The sequence below is a fragment of the Moraxella sp. CTOTU48268 genome, from assembly GCF_032069585.1.
Lineage (GTDB): Bacteria > Pseudomonadota > Gammaproteobacteria > Pseudomonadales > Moraxellaceae > Faucicola > Faucicola cinerea.
Genome location: NZ_DAMALV010000069.1, coordinates 1 through 3,698 on the forward strand (window position 1 = coordinate 1; position 3,698 = coordinate 3,698).

General features: G+C 37.9%; 3 protein-coding genes and 1 pseudogene. 2 read left to right on the top strand and 2 right to left on the bottom strand.

Annotation, left to right across the window (positions count from 1 at the left end; all coding sequences use genetic code 11):
- Window positions 1–217: 217 nt before the first annotated feature.
- Both RT143_RS12100 and RT143_RS12105 read right to left on the bottom strand, forming a co-directional pair.
- A complete protein-coding gene (locus RT143_RS12100) occupies window positions 218–1,021 on the bottom strand; it encodes an amidohydrolase family protein (RefSeq protein WP_313093316.1) in 804 nt (267 codons plus the stop codon).
- A gap of 17 nt (window positions 1,022–1,038) precedes the next feature.
- A complete protein-coding gene (locus tag RT143_RS12105; RefSeq protein ID WP_313093319.1) occupies window positions 1,039–2,328 on the bottom strand; it encodes an SLC13 family permease in 1,290 nt (429 codons plus the stop codon).
- Window positions 2,329–2,453: 125 nt separating this feature from the next.
- Between RT143_RS12105 and RT143_RS12110 the strand changes: the two genes are divergently transcribed.
- Window positions 2,454–3,176, top strand: a complete 723-nt coding sequence (locus RT143_RS12110; RefSeq protein WP_313093321.1) for a GntR family transcriptional regulator — start codon at window positions 2,454–2,456, stop codon at window positions 3,174–3,176.
- 170 nt (window positions 3,177–3,346) lie between these two features.
- Window positions 3,347–3,585, top strand: a pseudogene (locus RT143_RS12115) (transposase); the annotation flags it as partial.
- Window positions 3,586–3,698 lie beyond the last annotated feature (113 nt).

The following is a 3,698-nucleotide window of genomic DNA, read 5'->3' on the forward strand; positions in this document are numbered from 1 at the left end:
TCTATTGTGAATAGTTTAGTGAAATGATACAGTTTTTTGAACACTACCGGTTGCGGTTGCTTTGATGGTGAGTTTTACCTATCACAGTAATTTAAATACTAAACAAATGTACTTACCGCTCTATATGGTCCGAATTCTGTGCTGCTCCCTACTCAGTGATTATTTAAGTCAGCAGTTACGCTCGCCTTCGGTCGTTTTTGCGTAAGTCCTAATGAAATTAATTTTGCCACATCCAAGCATTATTTTTGATAAGAATTTTTTCAATTAAATCCTCATTTTGAACAATTTGACGAAATTTATCTAAAGCATTGCTAAAACTCATGCTTTGCTCAAACTGTGTATGTGGCCAATCACTACCCCACAGCAATCTATCTTGCATATTCTTTTGCAGCAGTAGATTTAATGATTGTTTGGCATACTCAATCCCTTTGTCGTCTTTAGCCAATCGATAGTAACCAGAGACTTTTATCCAATGCTGCGAGGAACTTAACATTGAGATGAAGGCTAGATAATCGGGGTCTTCCACGCCTTTTATGGGATTAATGCGACCAAAATGATCAATCACTACGGCAAGTTTATAGTCTTTAAGTTTAGGTAAAAGTTTAACCAAATAACTGGGGGGTGCATGGAGTTCTAATTGCCAATCTAATTCAGATAAATTTATTAAAAAATTCTGCCAATTTTCTTGGCTTAAATCTGGACAATCTAACCCGAATAAATTTAGACGAACGCCAATAATGCCTTGTTGCTTGAGCATTTGCATATCGTTTTTGCTCGCTTGAGTATCAACGACAGCAACACCTTTTAATCGCTTTGGATACTTAGCAATGGCAGCCAACATATAACTATTGTCAGTACCATAAAAACTTGGTTGGATTAATATGCCTTTATCAAAACCATATTTATCCAATGTAGCTAAGTAATCTTCAGCCGTTACCGTATAACTTGGGGTATAACGAGCGGTTTTGATAAAGTTTGCGTCTTGATCGAACACATGAGCATGGGTATCCATATATGCCATTAATTACTCCTGAATGATTAAAAGAAAAGATGAATTAAAATCGTTGATAAAATAGCTGCACCTACACCAATTGGTACGGCTTTAAACAACAATGAATTAAACAGCTTATCTTTATCAATGCTTGCAGGGGCAGAACCTAGCATTAAACTACCGCCTGATGAGAATGGCGAAATCGATGAGCTTTGAGCCCCTATAATGATGCAAATAAACAATAACACAGGGCTTAGACCAGATACCGCTGCCAATTGCGGCACCATGGGGAATAAAGCCGGAGCAACGACTCCCAAAGTGCTGGCAAACACTGACATAACCGCACTAATCAAACACAACAAAATAGGTATCATCCAAACAGGCACATTGGTACCCAGCCATTGGCTTAACTCGTTAATAACCCCAGCTTTGACACCTAAGCTAATTAGCATACCCACACCACAAATCATAATCAGGGTACTCCAAGGAATCAGGCTAACGACTTTTTTCTCATCGCCCAATTTTAGCAGTAAGCTAATCAAAGCAAAGATAATTGAAATAAATCCAATATCAATACGGCTATTTAAGAATTTGATAGCAGATACATTAGGCATGATAAGGTTCAATATAGGCACAGTCAGCACAATCGCCATCATAATAAAAATTAAGATAATGGATTGCTTTTGCTTGCTATCAAGTGGCTCAGGTTTTTCTACCTCAATCGCAATCTTGTTGGACTTGGCATTAATTAGACTATAAATACCTAACACCATAATTGGTACAGCGAAGGTTGCTGCGAAAATCCCTGTAGCGTAACTAAAGGCGGTGTCGGTACCAATTCCTGCTGTATCCATCAAACCCCGAAAGATAATTCCACTTTGCGAGGTCATAAAGTTAGCACCTGCCAACGCCCCATAATTCACCGCAAGCGCTGCAATGACAAGATTCATTTTGGTCTTACTACATAACAGCAGCGTAATAGGTGCCATAAATGCCAACACGGTATAATAGCCTGCTCCTAGCCCTGCAATAATGGTTGCAACAAAAAAAATAGCCAGTGGCAGTAATTGAGGAAAATTTCGGCATTTATACAGTAACTGATTAGATAGTTTCTCTAACGCCCCATTTGCCAACGCAAAATTATAAAAGAGCGTCACTGAAAAGATAATGAAAAAAATTTTAATCGGCCAAAGCTCTATGACTTCAGATGTCTTCATGCCCATCCCAAAACATCCTAATAGGTAGGCAAACATAATGGCAAAAAAACCAATATTAATCTTGGTTTTGTAGCCCAAAACAATAGCAATGGCGATTGCAATTAAGATATACAGTGTCATTACTTGCTCCTTGTAGTAACACAGCAAAATGAGAATTCATATAAACATATATATGAATATATTTGTATATTAAATTTATTATGCTAACATTGTCAAATTATTTCTTTGATGCCTACCTAGTGATTATGGACAGCCTAAACCGTTTTAAATTACCGCTTTACGAACAAGTACGACTACAACTTCAAACTGCTTTGACCGAGAAAAAATGGCAAATTGACCAGCCTTTACCCTCAGAACAGGAACTTGCGACACAATACAAAGTATCTGTTGGTACCATTCGTAAAGCAGTGGAAAAAATGGTAGAAGCAGGGATTTTGATTAAGTACCAAGGTAAAGGAACCTTTCTTAAACAGCCTGATTTTCACGCATCTTTATTACGTTTTTTTCGTTTCAGAGATAATGATGGTGTGTCAAAAGTGCCTCTCGGTGTGGTTAGACGCCTCGAAATAGTGGATGGAACAGAGGCAATTAACCAAAAGCTGAATAGGGAAGCGAATAAATCACTAATATTTATTGAACGTATACGCCTAATTGAAGACGTGGTTATTTTAAGTGAGAAAATTTGGTTGCCTAGCGACAAATTTAGTAAGTTATTAGAAGTATCAGTTCGGGATTTCGGCAACCTACTATATCCCTTTTATTATGATAAATGCGCTCAGTTCGTATTTTCGGCAACTGAGAGATTGGAGTTTGTCAAAGGCTATCGTGACAAAAATCTGGGTAATGACATTAATGATAATTTGGTAAAAGTCTGTAGGGTGGCAAATAATCTACGAGGAGAGCCCATTGAGTATCGGGAATCATTTGGAAGAGCAGATAACTTTGTTTATGAGATACAAATTAATTAGCTAGTAAGAATAAGCAGCTGACTAGCTAAGTTGGGTAATATGTACTTAGAAGAGATAGGATGTATGCTGAAAAAAACGGAAAGAAATATTTGGTAAACTGACAACCTAAACAGGAGTTTACTATAACTAAGAAAAGAACAGAATACAGCGAAAGTTTCAAAGCCTAAGCCATCGCCAAAATCGAAGAAAATCAAAACAATATAACCCAAACCGCCAAAGAACTCGGCATACCTATGAACACATTAGCGAACTGGCACAGAAAGGCTGAAAGCGGTGTACTTACAGGCACACAAAACTATAACCCTGACCTTATAGCCGCATTGGATGAAATTAAAGACCTTAAAAAGCAAATCAAAATCGCTCAAGAAGAAAGAGAAATCCTAAAAAACGCAACGGCGTACTTTGCCAATGAGGAGGGATAAGCGAAGCACTGCTTCGTCCCGACGCAAGGCGAGAGCTATGCTCGAGTACCCGGGTAGTGTTCAAAAAACTGTGTCATTCCCATAAACTGTTAAGAAAAAC